The following is an 18288-nucleotide window of genomic DNA, read 5'->3' as shown; positions in this document are numbered from 1 at the left end:
CGACGATGACAATCGAATCAGGACCGGACAATCCGCGTCAGGAGTACCGCGCCATCCAGGCTGAGGCGTTCAATCGCATCGGCGGCCGGTACGACGAGGCGTTCCCGCACAAGGAAGGCCAGGTGGCCGCCGGTGAATGGCTGATCAAGCAACTGAAGCCGGGGTCGCGGGTCCTCGACGTGGGCTGCGGCACGGGCGCGCCCACGGCCCAGCAGTTCGCCGACGCGGGCTGCGAGGTGACCGGCATCGACATCTCCCCGGTCATGCTGGACCTGGCGCGGAAGAACGTGCCGATCGGGACCTTCCTCGAACGTGACGTGCTCGACCTCGACGACTCGCTCGGCGTGTTCGACGCCGCGACGGCCTTCTTCAGCCTGCTGATGCTGCCGCGCGCCGAGATCGAGCAGGCGCTTCACAAAATCCACGCCGTGCTCGCGCCCGGCGGCCTGTTCACGCTGAGCATGGTGGAAATCGACCTCGACGACGTGCCTTTCCAGTTTCTCGGCGCGCCGGTGCGGGTGACCGGATATCTGCGCGACGAGTTGCGCGAGGTCATCGAAGCCGCCGGTTTCAGCGTGCTGTCGGAGAATCACCTTTCGTATGCTCCGGCGACCACCCAGGCGCCGCCGGAAATCCAGCTGTTCGTCAACTGCCGGCGCGACGACAAATTCTGAGCGGCCACACCCGTGTCGGGAGACGGGGAACCGCTCGCCGTGCTGAGTGATGTCAGTGGGATCGTCCGTGCCATCGGCGAAAGCCCGGGGCCGGAGGAGGCGACGAGGGTCCTCTGCGAGGCGGTCGTGCCCGGCCTGGCCGACGCCGCCGCGGTCTACGTGGACGGCGCCGTCTGTCAGCGGGTCGATCCCGACGGACGGCTGCCGCCGCGCTGGACCGGCGACGGCATCCGTGAGGCGGCCCTGCTCGACGGGCACCTGCTCGCCGTGCCCCTCCGCGCGTACGGCGCGCCGGTCGGCTGCGCGCTGCTGGCGCGCGACGCCCGGCGGCCGCCCTTCGGCGAGGCCCACGTGCTGGCCGCCGGGCAGTTCGCCGTGCCCGCCGCGCTCACGATCTTCCATGGGCGGCGGGACCGGCAGCAGGACGAGACCCTGGAGATCCTCCAGCGCGGGATGCGCCCGGGCGACCCGCCCGAGCTGCCCGGGCTGGAGATCGCCTACCGCTACGAGCCCGCCGCCGAGCGGGTGGGCGGCGACTGGTACGACGTCATCCCTCTCCCGGGCAGCAGGGTGGCGCTGGTCGTCGGCGACGTGATGGGACACGGGCTGGCCGCGGCGGCGGTGATGGGCCAGCTCCGCACGGCCGTGCAGACCCTGGCCTCGCTCGACCTGCCGGCCGAGCAGGTGTTGCACTCGCTCGACGAGATGGCCCAGCGGCTGGCCGCGCAGACGCTCACCACCTGTGTCTACTGCGTGTACGACCCCGTGCTGCGCAGGTGCACGATCGCGAGCGCCGGGCACCTGCCGCCGATCCTGCTGGGGCCGGACGGCAAGGCGGAGGTCCTGTCGCCGCCCCGGTGCCCGCCGATCGGGCTGGGCCGTACGCCGTTCGAGACGATGGAGATCGCGGCGGAGGACGGCAGCATGCTCGTCCTCTACACCGACGGGCTCGTGGAGGAGCGCGGGCAGGACATCGGGCTGAGCGTGGAGTCGCTGCGCCGCAGGCTCGCGAACGGCACCTCGATCGAGGCGCTGAGCGACGACGTGCTGTCCGCCGCCAGGACCGACGACGTCACCGTGCTCGCCATCCGGTTCCGCGGCATCCCCAGCGAGCACGTCGCCCAGTGGCTGCTGGAGCCCCAGCCGACGACGCCGGGGCGCGTGCGCGGCCTGGTCCGCCGGACGCTCGACTCGTGGGGTCTCACGCGGCTGATCCCGGTGGCCGAGCTGCTCGCCGGCGAGCTCGTCACCAACGCCGTACGGCACACCCAGCGGCCCATCACCCTCAGGCTGCTGCGCACCGACCATCTGCTGTGCGAGGTCAGCGACGACGACCACCGGCTGCCGGTGGTCCGCGAACCCGGCCCGCTCGACGAGGACGGCAGAGGGCTGTATCTGGTCAGCCAGCTCGCCGAGCACTGGGGGACCAGCCGGGTGGCGGGAGGCAAGACCGTCTGGTTCTCACTGGCGATTCGCTGACGCCCGCGCCTGCCGAGACCTTCTCGGTTACACCCACGCCGCGAAAGTCCTATACACTGGCCACGCGCCGCCGACGCGGCGTGGGTGAGGGGCTATAGCGCAGCTGGTAGCGCACTTCCATGGCATGGAAGGGGTCTGGGGTTCGAGTCCCCATAGCTCCACCATGACTGAAGCACCGCAAGAGCCGTCCTCCGCCCGGAGGGCGGCTCTCGGCGTTTCGACGGACGCCGAGACGGTCTGCGGCATCTACGGGTATCTCGCCGAAGGTGGCGTGAAGATCTGGATCGACGGCGGCTGGTGCGTCGACGCCCTTCTGGGCAGGCAGACGAGAGAGCACCCCGACCTCGATGTGGCGCTCGCCCGCGAGGACGAAGAGCGGTTCATCGAACACATGACGGACCTCGGATACACGAAGAGGCGCGACGACAACGACACCGCCTGGAACTACGTCGTGACCGATGACCGGGGCCGCCGTGTCGACGTGCACGTGTTCGAGTACGACGAGACCGGCAGGAACGTATACGGGATCGAGTACCCCCACGGCTCGCTGACGGGCGAGGGCACAATCGACGGCCGTACCGTGGCCTGCGTCGCGCCGGAATGGATGTTCGCCTTCAAGACGGCGTACCCCCCTGCCGAGAAAGACCTCGAAGACGTCCGCGCACTGAGTGAGACCTTCGGCTTCGAGATACCGCCAACCCATCGGTGACATGGTCACACCCGTGCCGGGTAGAGGCGGGTGTCATGAAGAGGATCCTGCAGCTCGTCGTCACCCGCTGGCTGGCGCGTACGCCGATCGGGATGGTCGTGCTCGGCCTCGGCTGGCTGTTCATGCGCAAGCGGCGGACCCGCAAGCAGCAGCCCGCGCAGACCCCGGCGCGCCGCGAGCCCGGACGCCGGTCGGGCAACCCCTACGCCTGGCGCGGTCCCGCCGCCCGCGACCGCCGGTGAATCAGCCGAGCACGGCGGGCGTGCGGAACGTCTGCCGGTAGACCAGGGGGGACACCCCCACGGCGGCGTGGAGGTGCTGGCGGAGTGAGACCGCGCTGCCGAACCCGGCCTTCCTGGCGATCGCGTCCACCGGCAGGTCGGTGGTCTCCAGCAGATGCCGGGCGTGCGCGATCCGCTGCCCGGCGAGCCACCTGGCCGGGCTGAGGCCGGTCTCCTCCCGGAACCTGCGGGTGAACGTCCGCACGCTCATGCGGGCGTGCGCGGCCAGGGCCGTCAGGTTGACCGGTTCCTCCAGGTGTTCGAGCATCCACGCCCGGGTCGGCGCCGTGGTCGTCCCGGCGGGGTCGGGCAGCGGCCGCTCGATGAACTGGGCCTGGCCGCCCTCCCGGAACGGCGGGGTGACGCACCGGCGGGCGGTGCGGTTGGCCACCTCGCTGCCGTGGTCGCGCCGGATGACGTGCAGGCACAGGTCGATCCCCGCCGCCACGCCCGCCGAGGTCAGCACGTCGCCGTCGTCGATGAACAGCACGTCGGGATCGAGCCGTACGCGGGGGAACAGCGCGCGGAAGGCCGCGGCGTTGCGCCAGTGCGTCGTCGCCGGGCGCCCGTCCAGCAGGCCTGCGGCGGCCAGCACGAAGGCGCCGGTGCAGATCGAGATGAGCCGGGCACGCCCGGCGACCCCCCGCAGCGCCTCGCGCACCTCCCCGTCGAACGTGCCGTTCTCCAGCGCCGCTCCGCTGTGGATGCCCGGTACCACCACGGTGTCCGCCGTCGCGAGCACGCCGAGGTCGTAATCGGGGACCACGCTGTAGCCCGCCCGGCTCCGCACCGGGCGGCCGCCCGGGGTGCAGGTGACGACCTCGTACAGCGGGCCGGGGTCGCGGGCGGCCCAGAACACCTGCCCGGGGATGCCCAGGTCGAGTGTGGCGAAATCGTCCAGGGCCAGTACGGCGACGCGGTGCACAGCCGGATGCATGGCCCGATTCTTTCACATGTTGGCCTCTCGGCCACTGTCCCCGATGGCGGACACAACAGGATGATGCTCGCCATGAAGTCGCTGCATCGTGCGTGGATCGTCGCCGCCGTCGCCTTCGTCGCGATCATCGGGGCGGCGGGGTTCCGCGCCACGCCGGGCGTGATGATCACGCCGCTGGAGGACGAGTTCGGCTGGACGAGGGGCACGATCTCGCTCGCCGTCTCGGTGAACCTCATGCTCTACGGGCTGTGCGCGCCGTTCGCGGCGGCGCTCATGGACCGCTTCGGCATGCGCCGCGTCGTCTCCTGCGCCCTGCTGCTGGTGGCGGTGGGCAGCGGCCTGACCGTTCTCATAACCGCGAGCTGGCAGCTCGTCGCGCTCTGGGGCGTTCTGGTCGGGCTGGGCACCGGCTCGATGGCGCTCGTCTTCGCCGCCACGCTGACCGACCGCTGGTTCGTACGGCACCGCGGCCTGGTCACCGGCGTGCTCACGGCGGGCGGGGCGACGGGACAGCTCGTCTTCCTGCCGGTGCTCGCGCACCTGGCCGAGTCGCAGGGCTGGCGGTGGGCCTCGGTCACGGTGGCGGCGGCCGCGCTCGCCGTCGTCCCGCTCGTGTGGTTCCTGCTCAGGGACACTCCGGAGGAGCTGGGCCTGACCGCGCTGGGCGCGACCGAGCCGGTCGTGCGCACATCGGGCAGGGGGGCAGCCGCGCGGGCCGTACGGGTGCTGCGGGACGCCGCCCGCACCCGGCGCTTCTGGTATCTCGCGCTCGGCTTCGCCATCTGCGGGGCGAGCACGAACGGCCTGGTCGGCACCCATTTCATCCCGGCCGCCCACGACCACGGCATGCCGGAGACCACCGCCGCCTCGCTGCTCGCCGTGATCGGGGTCTTCGACATCGCCGGCACCGTCTTCTCCGGCTGGCTGAGCGACCGGGTGGACCCGCGGCTCCTGCTCGTCGTCTACTACGGGCTGCGCGGGCTGTCGCTGCTGGTCCTGCCGCAGCTCTTCGCCGCCACGGCCGAGCCGAGCATGCTGGTCTTCATCGTCTTCTACGGCCTCGACTGGGTGGCCACCGTGCCGCCGACCGTCGCCCTGTGCCGCAAGATCTTCGGCGCGGACGGCGCCGTGGTGTTCGGCTGGGTCTTCGCCTCCCACCAGGTCGGCGCGGCCGTCGTCGCCACCGTGGCCGGGCTCACCCGCGACCACCTGGGGAACTACGACCTGGCGTGGTACGGCTCGGGCGCGCTGTGCCTGCTGGCCGCGCTCATGTCGTCCCGTATCGTCACGCGTGTCCGGGACCGCCGCGATGCTGCGATCCTTGTCGGGTGACCGAACGCGTTCTTCCCCTGGTCGTACGCATCGAGCGGGCCGCGCCGCCGCGGCGCACCGACGCGCTGGAGGCGGCCGCGACGGCGGTGGTGCGCCTGCTGGACAGTGCCGGGAACGGGGGACAGTGGCCGCAGGAGGTCGCCGAGTGGCAGGACGGCCGGATCAGGAAGGTCGTCAGGCGGGCACGCGGCGCCGAGTGGCGGCGTGCGCTCGCCCTGCCCGGCATCACCGTCGCCGTGGGCACGGCCGAGGTGCGCGTGCATCCTCCCGTGCCGCTGGACGGCTGGCCGCGCGACCTCGCCAGGCTCCAGGTGTCGGGCACCGAGCTCACCGACGACGTGGCGCCGCCGGAGGCGGGCCCCGATGACGTGGTGCTCTGGATCAATCCCCGTCTGGAGATGACGGCGGGCAAGGCGATGGCTCAGGCGGGCCACGGCGCGCAGTTCGCCTGGTGGGGCGCGGGCGAGGCGGACCGGGCGACCTGGCGCGGGCGCGGCTTCGCCGTACGGGTCAGGACGGCCGCCCCCGGAGGGTGGGACGCGCTGGCCGCGAGCGGGCTGCCGGTGGTCAGGGACGCCGGGTTCACCGAGATCGAACCGGGCTCCGCGACGGTCGTGGCCGACGCGCCGTGGCTGCGGGTGGGCGTTCCCGAAGTGTGATGGGGAAGGCACCCGAAATAGCGGGATTTGCCGTACGCTCCCGATCGTGTCACCTGGGGATCACGGGACGAAGGCCGTCCCCTCTTACTTAGCGGCCGAGGCCGAGACCACTCCGCTCCCGAAGATCACGGTCCCTGAGCCGGTGCCGCCGGCGAGTCCTCCGAAGAAACTCGGGGACCTGCCGATGCGGGTGGTCTACAAGGTCGTCGCGGTCGCGGCGGGGGTCGCCGTGCTGGGGGCGGGCGCGGCCGTCGTGCTGCTGAACCGGGACGACCCCGCCACCACGGCCGCCGCGCCGCGTCAGTCCGCCGCGGTCGGCCTGCTCTCGGCCGAACCGTTCCCGTCCGCGTCGAGCGCCGCCGCGCCGGCCGCGGGCGCGGTGGCCACGCCCGGTCTCAGCCCCCTGTCCAGTCCCGCCGCGAGTCCGGCGGCCAGTTCGGCGGCCAGTCCGGGCGCCGTGGATCCGGCGCTGGCGGCGGCCCTGAAGGATCCCCGTGTGCCCGCGCTGCCGAAGGCCGACCGCCGGCTTCGCGGCCTGCGCGGGCGGGCGGCCGCCACCCGCGGCCTGGTCAAGGACCGCCGCTCCGGCGTCGCCCTGGCCCGCTTCGCGAAGGAGTGGGCGCTTGTCACGCCCACGCCGTTCGCCTCCCGCCAGCTGCTGCCCAGGGTGAAGGGCGCGTCGTACCGGGGGATGGTGGTCTCCTGCCCCGTGCCGATCCCGGAGCAGGAGACGCTGCGCGACACCGCGTTCCTGGCCGCCCGGTGGACCCTGAACCACCACCCCTCGGGTGCCACGATCACCTGGACGGCCTCCCAGCCCTTCAAGGCGGGCAAGCGGAAGGGCTGGCTGCTGGGTTACACCGTGCACTACACGCTCAAGGGCAAGAAGCGGGTCTCCGCGGCGGCGCTGGCCCTCGTGGACGTCCCGGAGAAGAAGCCCGCCGTCGTGTTCGTCACGATCCCCGACGGCCAGAAGAAGCGCTGGCACGACATCAACACGGTGATGTCGTCGGTCAGGGCGCTCTGACCCAGCGCTCGGCTCGGTGTATCGGCTCAGTGCTCGGCTAGGACGATCACGGAGTCGCCGGGGGCGAACGTCACCGTCCGTGACCGGTCGGGGTTGAGCACGATGCCGTAGTGGGGCGGCTCTCCGGCGTTCGCCGCCAGGCGGTAGCCGATCGCGGTCTCGCCGCGCCGCAGGGCCGACTCCACGATCGTGCGGAAGGCGACGGGCACGCCGGTGGTCACGTAGTTCTCCACGGGCCGCGGGTAGACCTCCGAGCCCGCGGAGTCGAACAGCTGCCCGAAGACCTCGGCGAGGTGCGGGTTCTCGGCGAGTTGCGCGAGCAGCAGGCCGATCACGGTGTCGCTGATCACGATGTCGTCGGCCTCGGTGACCTCCGCGAGCGCGCGGTTGTTCTCGTCGTGCATCTCGCTCACGATCGAGTACTTCTCGCCGAGGGTCGCCTGCATGTCGCGCAGCTGCAGCAGCGTCATCAGGGTCCGGGTGTCGGCGTGGCGCGGGTCGTGCCGGTCGTCGGAGAGCACGATGACGTGCTGGTAGACGCCGACGCCGAGGGACTCCAGGGCGTACCTGTCGGTGGCGTCGCACTCCTTGACGTTCACCGCCAGGTTGGCGAGGTGCGCCAGGCCGATCCCCGCGCCGGGGTGGTCGCTCGCGACGTCGAGCACCGATCCGGATGTGACATAGCCGTCGAGGTGGCGGATGATCCGTGCGGCCCGGCCGTTCCAGCCGAGCATCAGCGTCCGCTCGGCGACCCTCTCCGGGGCGCACGCGGGCACGATGTGCCGTTCCTCGGCGGGTGCGGTGCCGTTCGCCAGGCGGATGAGCGAGTCGTCCTGGGCGAGCACGACGAGCTCGTCGGACGTCCCGATCACCGTGTCCGCCGGCGGGTTCAGCGCCACGCCGCCGGACGTGCGCAGGCCGAGGACGGTCGCGGTCGCGTACGCGTCGAGGGCCCGGCCGTACGACCGGTCGGCGAGGGACGGGTCGCGCCGCAGGTAGATCTCGCCGCCGTCGAAGTTCAGCAGGTCCATGCAGACGACGGACATGCCGGACTGGCGGGACGACTGCACGATCAGCCGGGCGGCGATGTCGTCGCTGTCGACCAGGTGGACGCCCGGCCCGCCGGCCAGCCGGGCGGCGGCCATGTTGCGCGAGGAGGCGACGGCGGCGACCACGGGAGGGTGGTCGCCGGCCCGCTTCGCCAGCGCGAGCAGGGTCTTGATCACGTGCGCGTCCGGGTCGTCCTTCTCGGGGGACAACACGACGATCGTGCGCGCCGTGTTCAGGCTCAGCAGATCGAGATCGGTCGGTTCGGTGGGCCGGCCGGTGCGGCAGACCAGCCGCGTCCTGCCGGTGTCGCCCACCCGCGCCCGGATGGCGTCCTCCATGGCCGGCTTGTCCTTGTCGGCCAGGATCGCGATGACCGAGCCGTGCTGGCTGGCATGCGCCTTCACCAGTTCGGAGACGATCGTGTAGAGCTGCTCGGACCAGCCGAGGATGACGGTGTGACCGCTCTCGATGACGCGCGAGCGGCCCTTGCGCAGCTCCTCGATCTTGCCGCGCAGGCCGGCGGAGAGCACGCCCACGAGGATGCTGACGATGAAGATGCCGCCGAGGGACGCACCCAGCATGATGGCGAGGAAGGGCGCCGTACCGGCGTCCCCGGCGATCTTCCCCGGGCTGAGCGCGTGCATGAGCGCAAGCCACAGCACGCCCGGCCACCCGTGGTACTTGAGTGCCTCGTCGGGGGTCAGCCACACCGTCAGTGCGCTGACCACCACGATGAGCCCCAGCGACACCATGGCCAGCCAGCCGATCAGGGCGGCCGTGCCCCTGGCCATCGTGTTGTCGAACCAGTAGCTCAGGCGCTCCTTGACCGTGGGTTTTGACACCGGCTCCCCCGTCTTTATCGGCAAACGCCAGACATAGTAGAAGCGACTAGGCTTCACCGTGTGACGGATCTGGTACTCGCCTCCGCTTCGCCCGCCCGCCTCGGTGTGCTGCGGGCGGCCGGGCTCGATCCGAAGGTGATCGTCAGCGGCGTCGACGAGGACGCGATCACGGCCGCTACGCCCGAGGAGCTGTGCCTGAAACTGGCCGTCGCCAAGGCGGACGCCGTCGCCGGATCGCTCGGCGACGGCATCGTGATCGGCTGTGACTCGGTGCTCGAACTCGACGGCGTCGCCTACGGCAAGCCGGGGACGCCCGAGGAGGCGGTGCGCCGCTGGCACATGATGCGGGGCAGGACCGGCCGGCTGCTGACCGGGCACAGCGTGGTCGACGTGGCGAGGGGCCGCGGGGTGTCCGAGGTGGCGGCGACCGTGGTGCGGTTCGGCACGCCGTCCGGCGAGGAGATCGAGGCGTACGTCGCCAGCGGGGAGCCGCTCCACGTGGCGGGGGCGTTCACGCTCGACGGCCTGGGCGGCTGGTTCGTGGAGGGCATCGAGGGCGACCACGGCAACGTGCTCGGCATCTCACTGCCCCTGCTTCGCCGCCTTTTCGCCGATCTGGATGTGCCGGTGACGACCTTGTGGCGCTAGCCTGCCCGCCATGAGTGGCATCGGGCGGCCCGCCGGACGGCGCGGCGTCGGCGGTTTCGCCGAGGGAATCGGGTACTGCTTCCGGGGTCTCGGGTGGGTCGCCCGGCATCCCCGCTGGTGGTTGTTCGGGTTGATCCCGGCGTTGATCGCGCTGGTGCTGTACGCCCTGGCGCTGGTCTGGCTGGGCACGCACGCCACCGACGTGGCGGCCTGGGCGACGCCGTTCGCGGACGACTGGGGCTGGCGCGACACCTTTCGCACGCTGGTCGGCGTGATGATCTTCGTGGTGGGTCTCGCGCTCGCCGTGCTGACGTTCACCGCGGTCACGCTCATCATCGGCGACCCGTTCTACGAGAAGCTGTCGGAGAAGGTCGAGGAGGATTGCGGCGGTCTTCCCGGCGGCGACCAGCCCTTCTGGTCGTCCCTGTTCCGGTCGATCCGCGACAGCCTCGTCACGCTCTGGTATGTCCTGCTGTTCACGGTGCCGCTGTTCGTGCTCGGCTTCGTGCCGGTCGTCGGGCAGACCGTGGTGCCCGTGGTGGGGGCGCTCGTCTCCGGGTTCTTCCTCACGGTCGAGCTGACCGCCCTGGCGATGGAACGCCGGGGCCTGCGGCGCAAGGAGCGTTTCGCCCTGCTCCGCTCGAACATGTCCGCCTCGCTCGGGTTCGGCGTGCCGCTCTTCCTCTCGTTCATGGTGCCGCTCGTCAGCGTCGTCGCGATGCCCGGCGCGGTCGCCGGCGCCGCCATGCTCGTCCGCATGCGTCTGGCGCCGGCGGCCGTACCGGAAGGTCAGGCCAAGGACACGAGACCGGCGTAGCCGGCGTTCCACATGTCCTCGACCCCGTCGGGCAGCAGCAGGACGCGGTCGGGACGCAGGGCCTCCACGGCGGTCTCGTCGTGGGTGACCATCACGACGGCGCCCTGGTAGGAGGCGACCGCGCCCAGCACCTCCTCCCGCGACGCCGGGTCGAGGTTGTTGGTCGGCTCGTCCAGCAGCAGCACGTTGGCCTGCGAGCAGACCAGGGTGGCCAGCGCCAGGCGGGTTTTCTCGCCGCCCGACAGCACACCGGCGGGCTTGCCCGCGTCGTCCCCTCCGAACAGGAACGAGCCGAGGACCCGGCGCGCCTCGCCGTCGCTCAGGTGCGGCGCGGCGGCGGCGAGGTTCTGGGCGACTGTGCGCGCCGGGTCGAGCGTGTCGTGCTCCTGCGCGAAGTAGCCCAGGCGCAGACCGGGCCCGTGCACGACGCGGCCCGAGTCGGGGCGTTCCCGCCCGGCGAGGATCCTCAGCAGGGTGGTCTTGCCGGCGCCGTTGAGGCCGAGGACGACGAGCCGGCTGCCCCGGTCCACGGCCAGGTCCACACCGGCGAGCACCCGCAGGTCGCCGTACGCCTTGGTCAGGCTGATCGCGCCCAGCGGGGTGCGTCCGCAGGGGGCGGGCTCGGGCAGCCGGATGCGGGCGACCTTCTCGGCGCGGCGGGCCGGCGCCACCTCGGCCAGCATGCGGTCGGCCCGCCGCGCCATGTCCTTGGCCCGCACGGCCGTCGACTTGCCGGCGCGCATCCGGTCGGCCTGCGCGTGCAGCGCCGCGGCCTTGCGCTCGGCGACCGCCCGCTGCCGGGCGCGGCCGCGCTCGACGGCGTCGCGGTCGGCCAGATAGGTGCGCCAGCCGGTGTTGTGCACCTCCAGCGCGGCCCGGCCGGGGTCGAGATGCCAGATCCTGTTCACGGTGTCGTCCAGGAGCCCGGTGTCGTGGCTGATCAGGACCAGCCCGCCGGTGCGGCCGGCGAGGAACGACCGGAGCCAGGCGACCGAGTCGGCGTCGAGGTGGTTGGTGGGCTCGTCGAGCAGCAGCGTGCCGTGCCCGGCGAACAGGATGCGGGCGAGTTCGACCCGACGGCGCTGCCCACCGGACAGGGTGCCGACCGGCTGGGCCATGACCCGGTCGGGCAGGCCGAGCCCGGCGGCGATGCGGGCGGCCTCGGCCTGCGCGGCGTACCCGCCGCGGGCCTCGAACTCCGCCTCGGCCCGGACGTAGCGCCGCATCGCCTGCTCCCGCAGGGCGGGATCGGCCATGGCCGCTTCGGCGGCCCGCAGTGCGCGCTCGGCCTCGTCGAGGCCCCGGGCCGACAGGACGCGGGCGGCGACGGTGAGGGACGGGTCGGCCGCCGCGGGATCCTGCGGGAGATAGCCGACCGGGCCGGTGCGGGTGATGGTGCCCGCGGCCGGTCGCAGTTCGCCGGACAGGGTCTTCAGCAGGGTGGTCTTGCCGGCGCCGTTGCGGCCGACCAGGCCGACGCGGTCGCCGGGGGAGACGTGGGCGGTGACGCCGGACAGCAGGAGACGGGCGCCGACGCGCACGTCGACACCGTGAAGGGTGATCATTGGGTGACGCTCCGGAGAAGCTCAAGGACACACGGGTGGCGTGGAAGCGGGTGTCCGAGCTAGGAGATCCGGGGCAGAGACATGGTGCCGAGTGTAGGCCGAGCACTCTGTCCGGTGCCAACGGGTTTCCTGCTGCCCGGCTGCCCTGCTGCCCGGTCGTCCGGTTGTCCACAGGAGGACGGCTGTCCCCAGAACGCGCTTCGGCGGTCCTGGGGGTGCGACCGTCCGGCGAGGCTTGCGGCCATGACGATCCCGAAGCTCGTGCTCTCCTCGCCGGCGGACATCCTCGCCGCCGTGCCCTATCTCGTCGGGTTCCATCCCGCCGACAGCCTCGTCGTGACCGGCTTCGCCGGCCCGGAGGTGCGGCTGACGACGCGCTGGGACCTGCCTGCCGCCTCCGATGACCTCGACCGGCTGGTCGCGCTGCTGCGCCGCGAGTCGGTGACCGCCGCCTTCGTCGTCGGGTACGGCCCCGGCGCCGCAGTGACCCCCGCCGTCGACACGGTGACCCGGTTGCTGCGTGCCGGGGGCATCCGGGTGACGGAGAGCCTCCGGGCCGAGGGCGGGCGCTACTGGTCCTACTCCTGCGGCAGCGCGACCTGCTGTCCCGCGGAGGGCACGCCGTACGACACCGAGCGCAGCCGTGTCACCGCGGAGGCCGTGATGCACGGGCTGGTGGCCCTGCCCGACCGGAGCAGCCTGCGGCGATCGGTCCAGCGGTCCGACGGGGCGGCGATGCGGCAGGCCACCCTCCGTGTGATGGCCGATCTGCGGGCGTTGCCGGAGCCCGGGGGCCCCGCCGCGGACGAACTGGCCGCGCGCTTCGTGGCCGAAGGGCTGGCACGGGTGCGCGGAGCCCTCGGCCTGTACGACTCCGGGGGCCGGCTGGACGACGAGGGCGCCGCCCGGCTCGGGCTCGACCTCGCCGTGGTCAGGGTGCGGGACGAGGCGTGGGCGTTGGTCGACGACCGTGACGCGCACATCGCGTTGTGGCGCGACCTCACCCGCCGCCTGGAGCCGGGCCACGCCGCGCCCGCGGCCTCACTGCTGGCGGCCGCCGCGTGGCATCGGGGGGAGTGCGCACTCGCGGGGATGGCGCTGGAGCGGGCGCTCGCCGCAGACCCCGGCTATTCGATGGCGCTCCTGCTCCGGCAGGCCCTGACGTACATGATGTCCCCCGCCATGCTCCGCGACCGCATGCCGACGCCGGAGGAACTCGACGACGAGATGGGCCGTCCCCGGGCGATCTGGCTCGCGCCGCTGCGCGCACTGCTGGCCCGGGACCTGTCCGAGCCGGCGCCGGTGCCGGACGGCCGTCAGACGGGGTCGCCGTCCTGAGCCCGGCGGCGCTCGTTGTAGGCCCGCATCCGGGCGGGGTAACCGGTGAGCTGCACGTCGTAGACCGGGAGAGCGAGGTCCCTGGCGACCTTGGCGATCACCGCGGGAGACCCGACACGGCGGCGGGTCCACTCCCCGTCGTGGGCGACGGCCACCGCGGTGGTGTCGGTCGCGAAGGTCTCGGGCTCGACGTAGAACTCGACGCCACGCCGCGTCTTGGCGAACTCGATGAGGGTCTCGATGTCGGCGTCGGTCGCCTCGCGGTCGAACTTTGCCACGCGGGCGCCCCGTCGCCGCCGGAGCCCATAGCGATCTCGCCATCTCATAGTGCTTGTATACATCGCCGTGGATCACGATGGCGTTAAGGGAACGGTCTCGGGGCGATGTCGGGGATGTCCCTGATGCCGCCGGGCGCGTAACCGGCACAAGATGGAGGGAGACTCGAAGAGAGCCGAGCAGTCGACGTGACGGAAGGCGATGCGTGATGCCCACGGCAGTCACACCACCCTGGCAGGGCCGTGCCCCTATGCCACACCCTCAGCTGCGCGTCACCAATCAGGACCGCGAACAGGTGGTCGAGCACGTCAAGGCGGCCTACGCCGAGGGCAGGCTCGACAAGTACGAGATGGACGAGCGCCTGCACCTGGCGATGACCGCGCGCACGCACGCCGACCTCGTGCCCATCATGAACGACCTGTACGGGACCCGTCCGGCCTACGTGCCCCGGCCGCCCTCGTACCACGCGGCCGCGGCCCCCGACGGGGGAGACCGGGTCGGGGCGGCGGCCTCGCACCTGTTCGGGCTGCTGGGGTTGTTCATCATCGGCCCGCTGCTGATGATGGTGACCGCGGGGCGGACGTCCCCCTACATCAGGAGGCACGCGGTGGAGTCGCTGAACTTCCACCTCACCGTGCTGGGGGCGAGCGTGCTGCTGCCGATCACCGTCGTCGGGCTCGTCCTGGTGCCGGTCGTCTGGGTCGTCGGGCTGGCCCTGAGCATCGTCGGCGGGGTGTCGGCCCTCGCCGGCACCGAGTTCCGCTACCCGCTGACCATCCGCCTCGTGAAGTGACGTCCGGAGCGGGGCGCCCGGTCAGGGCATGAGCACGCGGACCGCCGCCACGGTGTCGGCCTCCTCGGGCCGCTTGTCGGGCCGGTAGCGCAGCACCCGCGCGAACCGCAGTGCCATGCCGCCGGGGTAACGGCTCGACCGCTGCACGCCGTCGAAGGCGATCTCCACGACCAGCGCGGGCCTGAGCGTGACGACGTAGTCGTCCGCCGGCCCCTCCGCCAGTCGCAGGAACTGCTCGGTCTGCCAGGTCAGCAGTTCGTCGGTGAGGCCCTTGAACGTCTTGCCGAGCATCACGAAGCCGCCGGTCTCCGGGTCGTAGGCGCCGAGATGCAGGTTGGACAGCCAGCCCCGGCGCCGTCCGCTGCCCCACTCGGCGGCCAGCACGACCAGGTCGAGCGTGTGCCGCGGCTTGACCTTGATCCAGCCCGCCCCTCGCCGGCCCGCGGCGTAGGGCGTGCGCAGCGACTTCACCACGACGCCCTCGTGGCCACGCCGTACGGCGTCGCCGAAGAACGCCTCGGCCTCGTCGGCGTCGGCCGTGACGAGCCGAGGCGTGATCAGCTCGGCCGGGACCGCGGCCTCCAGCGCGGCGTGCCGCTCCGCGTCGGGCAGGTCGAGCAGGTCGGCGCCGCCCACGCGCAGGGCGTCGAAGAAGAAGACGGTCAGCGGCACGGTCGCGCGCACCGACGCGACGTCGGTCCTGCTGGCCACCCGGCCCGAGGTGACCTGGAACGGCTCGGGACGGCCGTCCGGGCGCAACGCGATGACCTCGCCGTCGAGCACGAGATCGGTCCCGGGCAGGCCGAGCACGGCCTCCACCAGCTCGGGGACCTGGGCGGTGATGTCGTCGAGCGTGCGGGTGAAGACGGAGACCCGGTCGCCCGACCGGTGGGCCTGGACCCGCACGCCGTCGAGCTTCCACTCCACCGCGGCGGGGACGCCGGCCTTCTCCAGAGCGGCGGTCACGCTGGGCGCGCTCTGCGCGAGCATCGGCGCCACCGCACGCCCGACCTCCAGGTGGAACGCCTTCAGCTCCGCGACGCCCCCGCGCAGCGCGGCCGCGCCGACGGCGGGCAGCGAGCCGCGCAGGGTCAGGGCCCGGCGCACCTCGGCCGCGGGCACGTTCGCTGCCATGGCGATCGCCTCGATCATCACGCCGTTCAGCGCCCCCTGGCGCAGCTCGCCCGTCATCAGCCGGTGCATGAACGACTGCTCCTGCCGGGTGAGGGCGCCGAACAGCTCGCCCAGCAGCTCACGGCGCGCGGCCTGCGAACCGGCGCCGGACTGGGACTTGACGCGTTCGAGCAGCTCGTCGACCCGGGTCAGGGTCGCCGTGGCGACCTGGCGCGGCTCGGAAAGGTCGGACAGGCTCCGCCAGCCCACCCCGATCTGGCGCTGCGGCAGCTCACCCGACAGGTACGCGATGGCGATCTCGGCCTCGTCCGCGCCCACCCTGCCGAGCAGCTCGGCGAGATGCCTGATCTTGGCGAGCCGCGCCGAGTCCGCGGCGACGGCCGCGGAGGTCCTGGCAAGGTCGATCAGCAACACACCGTAATCCTGCCTCACCGCAGCGGCAGATGCCCAGGCCGGGGGTCGGAGACCAGCGCCGCGACCGCCGGAGTCCGCCCGGAAGGAGCGGTGTCCAGAGTGGGTGGGGCGACAACGCGGCGAGGTGCCGCTCTGGTCGACGCGACGGGGCGAAGGTTGGCGGGAGGGGCACTAGCTGTAGTGGCGCAGGCTCGGCCACAGGTCCCGCCAGGGGCGGACGGGGTCGCGGCAGACCGTGATCGGCACTCCCTGCTCCTCGCCCGGCATTCCGCTCAGCCTGCCCGCCGGGGCGCAGCCGGCGAACGCGGCGCCGAGACGGGCGGGCGGGTAGCCGACGGACACGACCACCCGGGTCCCCTCCGGCGGCGGCCCCCACCACCACAGCTCGTTGTGGCCGCTGTACACCCGGGGCAGCCCGAACTCGCCCGCCCAGCGGCGCAGCGCGCCGGCCTCGCCGTAGTTCGCCGCGAGCAGCACCGCCCCGGCGCGCTCGGCGGCGGGCAGGCCGTTCACCACCCGGGCCGTCTGCGCCGCCACGTCGCGCATGCCCACCGACTCGCGGGCCACCTCGTTGACGGCGGCCACGGGTGTTCCCCCGAGCGACGCGGCCGGGACGACCGGCAGCGCCATCACCACCGCGACCACGGCGCCGACCGCCAGTGCCGCGGCCAGCGCCGCCCGCCACCGCCACCCGGCCGCCGTGACGCAACCGGCCGCGAACAGGTAGAGCAGGAACGCGCCGGTGTAGTCGGGGCGGCCGCCCGAATACAGGATCAGCGCGCAGGCCACGGGATAGGCGATGGCGAGCGAGCGGACCCGCCGGTTCCGCCACAGCCGCAGCCACCCGGCCACGCACACCACCGCCTGCACGGGCCCGAGCAGCACGATCTGCAGAGGGAAGAAGGCCGCACGGTTGTCCGCGCCCTCGTCGACCCGCAACGCCTGGGCCATCTGGAACTGGGGCCAGTCGTGTGTGGCCTGGTAGACCAGGTTGGGCGAGGCGATGGCCAGGGCCAGAAGGGCGCCCGCCCACAGCCGCCTGTCCCGCAGCACCTCGCGCGGACCGGCCACGAGGACGCCCAGGCCGACGCCGACCAGCAGCACCACGATCAGATCGCGGTTGTACGCCGCGATCCCGCACAGCGCTCCCGTCCAGAGCCAGTAGCGCCCGTCACCCCTGAGCAGCACCCTCAGCAGGCACAGCGTGACCGCGCTCCACAGCACGAGGTCGGGGGTGAGGGTCAGCAGCGCGTGCCCGGCCACGAGAGGCAGCACGGAGGTCGCGGTCCCGGCCGCGGCGAGGATCTGGGCCGCGCCGCCGCCGCCCAGCTCGCGGGCGGCCAGCGCGACGAGCACGACCAGAGCCCCGGTGCACAGGGCGGGGACGATCCGCAGCGCGACGACCGTGTCCCCGAAGAGCGTCGTGGACAACCGGGCGATCACCGGGGTCAGCGGCGGAGTGTCGAAGTATCCGAGCCGCGGCCGTTCGCCCAGCATGCGGAAGTACAGCTCGTCGCGGTGGTACCCGTACCACGGGCTCACCGCGAGGAGCACGGCCACGGTCGCGGCGGCGATCGCGGCCACGGCCCGGGGCGGTGCGGCGAGCGGCCCGCCCGCCCGGTCAACCCCGCCGGTTGCCGGCGTGCCGGTGATCGCCTGTCCGTCCGCGGTCACGCCGGCCTCCCGGAAGCCGGCGTTCGCAAGGGGCCGCCTCTGGAGCCGTGTTTCGGGAGGGCATCGTCCACGCGGCCATCATCCTCGAAGCGCTCCGGCTCGCCTACCCCCGGATAGGCGCCTTCCGGTGTCCGGTCAGCCGACGCCGAGCAGGTCGACGACGAAGATGAGCGTCTCGCCGGGCTTGATGAGGGCGCCCGCGCCGCGGTTGCCGTACCCGAGGTGCGGGGGGATCGTCAGGCGGCGCCGCCCGCCGACCTTCATGCCGGCCACGCCGCGGTCCCAGCCGGCGATGACCCGGCCGCCGCCGAGCGGGAACTGGAACGGCTGGCCGCGGTTCCAGGAGGCGTCGAACTCCTCACCCGTGGAGAACGCCACCCCGACATAGTGGACGGTCACGTTCTGCCCGGGCTTGGCCTCCGGCCCGTCCCCCTCGACGAGGTCGACGATCTCCAGGTCCGCGGGCGGCGCGCCCTCGGGAAAGTCGATCTCGGGCTTCTCCAGTGCCACGTGGGCCTCCTGTTCTTCCAGTGCCGGAAGTTCCGACCGGCTGACGACTCTACCGGTGACGGCCGACACGACGACGCCTTCCCCACGCGGCGTGGGGAAGGCGTCGCGACTTCCGTGGACGACGGGAGG

The 18288-nt window shown here is 72.7% G+C and carries 18 protein-coding genes and 1 tRNA gene; 12 read left to right on the top strand and 7 right to left on the bottom strand.

Translation table 11 applies throughout. The features are described from left to right. The first annotated feature begins 122 nt into the window (after nt 1-122). The 5 genes from HHX30_RS26490 to HHX30_RS26470 all read left to right on the top strand — a co-directional run bounded on the left by HHX30_RS26490 (nt 123) and on the right by HHX30_RS26470 (nt 3104). Nucleotides 123-674 (top strand): class I SAM-dependent methyltransferase, encoded by a 552-nt coding sequence (locus HHX30_RS26490; RefSeq protein WP_211592537.1) that lies wholly within the window; start codon nt 123-125, stop codon nt 672-674. A gap of 39 nt (nt 675-713) precedes the next feature. Next, nucleotides 714-2153: an ATP-binding SpoIIE family protein phosphatase gene (locus HHX30_RS26485; RefSeq protein WP_169984714.1), complete on the top strand. Its 1440-nt coding sequence runs from the start codon at nt 714-716 to the stop codon at nt 2151-2153. Between the two features lie 88 nt (nt 2154-2241). Then, nucleotides 2242-2317 (top strand) — tRNA-Ala (locus HHX30_RS26480). After that, the gene (locus HHX30_RS26475) at nt 2317-2862 is read left to right on the top strand and encodes a nucleotidyltransferase domain-containing protein (RefSeq protein WP_169984712.1); all 546 of its coding nucleotides are present in this window, start codon (nt 2317-2319) and stop codon (nt 2860-2862) included. The genes HHX30_RS26480 and HHX30_RS26475 overlap by 1 nt, the downstream gene beginning before the upstream one ends. A 35-nt stretch (nt 2863-2897) precedes the next feature. Further along, nucleotides 2898-3104 (top strand): DUF6203 family protein, encoded by a 207-nt coding sequence (locus HHX30_RS26470; RefSeq protein WP_169984710.1) that lies wholly within the window; start codon nt 2898-2900, stop codon nt 3102-3104. 1 nt (nt 3105) lies between these two features. Here the strand turns inward: HHX30_RS26470 and HHX30_RS26465 are convergent, their stop codons facing one another. Further along, nucleotides 3106-4080, bottom strand: coding sequence for a GlxA family transcriptional regulator (locus tag HHX30_RS26465; protein WP_169984708.1), 975 nt, complete (start codon nt 4078-4080; stop codon nt 3106-3108). A 72-nt stretch (nt 4081-4152) separates the two neighbouring features. Between HHX30_RS26465 and HHX30_RS26460 the strand changes: the two genes are divergently transcribed. The 3 genes from HHX30_RS26460 to HHX30_RS26450 are packed head-to-tail and all read left to right on the top strand — an operon-like array spanning nt 4153 to nt 7098. Beyond that, complete coding sequence (locus HHX30_RS26460) at nt 4153-5412, top strand: MFS transporter (RefSeq protein ID WP_169984706.1); 1260 nt, start codon at nt 4153-4155, stop codon at nt 5410-5412. Next, nucleotides 5409-6071, top strand: coding sequence for a peptidyl-tRNA hydrolase (locus tag HHX30_RS26455; protein WP_310742158.1), 663 nt, complete (start codon nt 5409-5411; stop codon nt 6069-6071). The genes HHX30_RS26460 and HHX30_RS26455 overlap by 4 nt, the downstream gene beginning before the upstream one ends. A gap of 46 nt (nt 6072-6117) precedes the next feature. Continuing rightward, nucleotides 6118-7098, top strand: a complete 981-nt coding sequence (locus tag HHX30_RS26450; protein ID WP_169984702.1) for a hypothetical protein — start codon at nt 6118-6120, stop codon at nt 7096-7098. A gap of 26 nt (nt 7099-7124) precedes the next feature. Here HHX30_RS26450 and HHX30_RS26445 read toward each other — a convergent pair whose 3' ends face one another. Beyond that, on the bottom strand, nt 7125-8990 hold the full coding sequence (locus HHX30_RS26445; RefSeq protein WP_169984700.1) for a CASTOR/POLLUX-related putative ion channel: 1866 nt from the start codon (nt 8988-8990) through the stop codon (nt 7125-7127). A gap of 60 nt (nt 8991-9050) precedes the next feature. Here HHX30_RS26445 and HHX30_RS26440 point away from each other — a divergent pair, with 60 nt between their 5' ends. Beyond that, complete coding sequence (locus HHX30_RS26440) at nt 9051-9638, top strand: nucleoside triphosphate pyrophosphatase (protein WP_169984698.1); 588 nt, start codon at nt 9051-9053, stop codon at nt 9636-9638. Between the two features lie 10 nt (nt 9639-9648). After that, a complete protein-coding gene (locus tag HHX30_RS26435) occupies nt 9649-10455 on the top strand; it encodes an EI24 domain-containing protein (RefSeq protein WP_169984696.1) in 807 nt (268 codons plus the stop codon). Here HHX30_RS26435 and HHX30_RS26430 read toward each other — a convergent pair. Continuing rightward, nucleotides 10428-12020 (bottom strand): ABC-F family ATP-binding cassette domain-containing protein, encoded by a 1593-nt coding sequence (locus HHX30_RS26430; protein ID WP_169984694.1) that lies wholly within the window; start codon nt 12018-12020, stop codon nt 10428-10430. The two genes, HHX30_RS26435 and HHX30_RS26430, sit on opposite strands and share 28 nt — an antisense overlap. A 243-nt stretch (nt 12021-12263) precedes the next feature. Here HHX30_RS26430 and HHX30_RS26425 point away from each other — a divergent pair, with 243 nt between their 5' ends. Beyond that, nucleotides 12264-13358, top strand: coding sequence for a DUF4192 domain-containing protein (locus HHX30_RS26425; protein WP_169984692.1), 1095 nt, complete (start codon nt 12264-12266; stop codon nt 13356-13358). On the opposite strand, the gene HHX30_RS26420 is transcribed toward HHX30_RS26425, so the two are convergent. Then, nucleotides 13337-13684 carry a hypothetical protein gene (locus HHX30_RS26420; protein WP_169984690.1) on the bottom strand — a complete coding sequence of 116 codons (348 nt, stop codon included), beginning with the start codon at nt 13682-13684 and terminating at the stop codon, nt 13337-13339. The two genes, HHX30_RS26425 and HHX30_RS26420, sit on opposite strands and share 22 nt — an antisense overlap. Nucleotides 13685-13884: 200 nt before the next feature. Between HHX30_RS26420 and HHX30_RS26415 the strand changes: the two genes are divergently transcribed. After that, nucleotides 13885-14427, top strand: coding sequence for a DUF1707 and DUF4870 domain-containing protein (locus HHX30_RS26415; RefSeq protein WP_169984689.1), 543 nt, complete (start codon nt 13885-13887; stop codon nt 14425-14427). 21 nt (nt 14428-14448) lie between these two features. Here HHX30_RS26415 and HHX30_RS26410 read toward each other — a convergent pair whose 3' ends face one another. From HHX30_RS26410 to HHX30_RS26400, 3 genes are all read right to left on the bottom strand, one after another. After that, nucleotides 14449-15975 carry an ATP-dependent DNA ligase gene (locus tag HHX30_RS26410; RefSeq protein ID WP_169984687.1) on the bottom strand — a complete coding sequence of 509 codons (1527 nt, stop codon included), beginning with the start codon at nt 15973-15975 and terminating at the stop codon, nt 14449-14451. Between the two features lie 171 nt (nt 15976-16146). Then, nucleotides 16147-17649, bottom strand: a complete 1503-nt coding sequence (locus HHX30_RS26405; RefSeq protein WP_169984686.1) for a glycosyltransferase family 39 protein — start codon at nt 17647-17649, stop codon at nt 16147-16149. A gap of 135 nt (nt 17650-17784) precedes the next feature. After that, entirely contained in the window at nt 17785-18159 is a 375-nt protein-coding gene (locus tag HHX30_RS26400) for an FKBP-type peptidyl-prolyl cis-trans isomerase (RefSeq protein ID WP_079316111.1), read from the bottom strand. Between the last annotated feature and the right edge of the window lie 129 nt (nt 18160-18288).

This window comes from Microbispora sp. H10836 (genome assembly GCF_012999525.1).
Lineage (GTDB): Bacteria > Actinomycetota > Actinomycetes > Streptosporangiales > Streptosporangiaceae > Microbispora.
This window is presented reverse-complemented; position numbering and strand designations above follow the sequence as displayed.

Excerpts from the sequence above, each read along its gene's own strand:
- HHX30_RS26475 (WP_169984712.1), top strand. The coding sequence starts at position 2,317 with ATGACTGAAGCACCGCAAGAGCCGTCCTCCGCCCGGAGGGCGGCTCTC.
- HHX30_RS26470 (WP_169984710.1), top strand. The coding sequence starts at position 2,898 with ATGAAGAGGATCCTGCAGCTCGTCGTCACCCGCTGGCTGGCGCGTACG.
- HHX30_RS26465 (WP_169984708.1), bottom strand. The coding sequence starts at position 4,080 with ATGCATCCGGCTGTGCACCGCGTCGCCGTACTGGCCCTGGACGATTTC.
- HHX30_RS26460 (WP_169984706.1), top strand. The coding sequence starts at position 4,153 with ATGAAGTCGCTGCATCGTGCGTGGATCGTCGCCGCCGTCGCCTTCGTC.
- HHX30_RS26435 (WP_169984696.1), top strand. The coding sequence starts at position 9,649 with ATGAGTGGCATCGGGCGGCCCGCCGGACGGCGCGGCGTCGGCGGTTTC.
- HHX30_RS26430 (WP_169984694.1), bottom strand. The coding sequence starts at position 12,020 with ATGATCACCCTTCACGGTGTCGACGTGCGCGTCGGCGCCCGTCTCCTG.
- HHX30_RS26425 (WP_169984692.1), top strand. The coding sequence starts at position 12,264 with ATGACGATCCCGAAGCTCGTGCTCTCCTCGCCGGCGGACATCCTCGCC.
- HHX30_RS26420 (WP_169984690.1), bottom strand. The coding sequence starts at position 13,684 with ATGAGATGGCGAGATCGCTATGGGCTCCGGCGGCGACGGGGCGCCCGC.
- HHX30_RS26415 (WP_169984689.1), top strand. The coding sequence starts at position 13,885 with ATGCCACACCCTCAGCTGCGCGTCACCAATCAGGACCGCGAACAGGTG.